Source organism: Rhizobium sp. P38BS-XIX (assembly GCF_012641435.1).
GTDB lineage: Bacteria > Pseudomonadota > Alphaproteobacteria > Rhizobiales > Rhizobiaceae > Rhizobium.
Map to the genome: position 1 here is coordinate 1 of NZ_JABAIJ010000026.1, position 1670 is coordinate 1670.

The 1670-nt window shown below is 66.0% G+C and carries 1 protein-coding gene; it reads left to right on the forward strand.

The genetic code is table 11. The features are described from left to right. Positions 1-1670: putative Ig domain-containing protein (locus HGP17_RS33340; RefSeq protein ID WP_168816335.1), on the forward strand; the 1670-nt coding region annotated here is incomplete at both ends.

Genomic DNA, 1670 nt, shown 5'->3' on the forward strand with positions numbered 1-1670 from the left:
CGGTTGCCGTGGCGACGGGACCCGCCCATGGCACGGCGACGGCCTCGGGCACCGCGATCACCTATACGCCGACATCCGGCTATAGCGGTGTCGACAGCTTCACCTATACTGCCAGCAATACGACCGGCACGTCTGCGCCTGCGACCGTCAGCGTGACGATCTCGGCGCCGACGCTGACCTTCTCGCCGTCCGGCGGCGCGCTTCCGGCCGGCATCGTCAACACCGCCTACAGCCAGACGGTGACGGCCTCGGGCGGCACCAGCCCCTATGGCTACAGCGTCAGCGGCACGCTGCCTGCGGGCCTGTCGCTCAACCATGCCACAGGCGCCATCACCGGCACGCCGACGACGGCCGGCAATTACAGCTTCTCCGTCAGCGTCACCGACGCCAACAATGCCACGGGCTCGGCCGCCTATACGATCGCCATTGCACCGCCGGCCGCCACCTTCACCTTCCAGCCGTCGGGCGGCGCGCTGCCGCAGGCGATGGCGGGCGAGGCCTACAGCCAGCAGATCACCGCGACCGGCGGCGTCGGCACGACGATCTACAGCCTTTCCTCCGGCACGCTGCCGAACGGGCTGGTGCTCAACATCTCCACCGGCCAGCTCAACGGACCGCTCGCCGCCGGCACACAAGGCGACTACAGCTTCTCGATCCAGGCACGAGACAGTAATGGATCGACGGGTACCGCCTCCTATACGCTGAAGGTCGGCGCTCAGGCCGTGACCGTCGCCAACCAGACCATCGACGTTCCCGAAGGCTCGACACCGCCGGATGTCTATCTGAACCGCGGTGCGACCGGTGGCCCGTTCACGTCGGCAACTCTCGCCTTCGTCGAACCGCCGAACGCCGGGACGGCGACGATCATCCAGGGTCAGCTGGCCCAGGCAGGTCCGGCGACGGCTCCGGTCGGATGGTATCTGCATTATACGCCCAACCCGGCCTATTCCGGCCAGGTCCGCGTCGGCTTCCGGCTCGTCAGCGCGCTTGGAACCTCCAATGTCGGCACCATCACCTACAATGTCCGCTACGACGCCGCCAAGGTTGCCGAGGATATCGACAATCTCGTCCATGGCTTCGTCCAGTCCAGGCAGAACATGATCGCCAACACGATCGAGGTGCCGGGTCTCTTGCAGCGCCGCCAGATGGAGAAGGCGAGCGACCCGATCACCGCACGCATGTCACCCTCCGAACAGGGCATGACGCTCGGCTTCTCCACCAGCCTGGCGCAGATGCGCGCCGCCCACGGCGACGGGGATGCGGCCTCGCCGCTCAACGTCTGGATCAGCGGCGCCTTCCTCACCCATGACGACAAGAGCAAGAAGGACAGCACCAGCAAGTGGGGCAGCTTCGGCATGGTCAACATGGGCGTCGACTATCTGATCTCGGAAAAGGCCCTGGTCGGCGTGTCCTTCCATTACGACCGCATGACCGATCCGACCGATCAGGATGCCGAGCTGACGGGCAATGGCTGGCTGGCCGGTCCCTATGCCTCGCTGGAACTGGGCAAGGGCGTGTTCTGGAACGGCAGCCTGCGCTATGGCGGCTCGAACAACACCATCAACACCCAGTTCTGGGACGGCGGCTTCAAGACGACGCGCTGGATGGCCGACACCTCGATCGAGGGACAGTGGAACCTCGACGAGGCCACGACGATCTCGCCGAAGCTC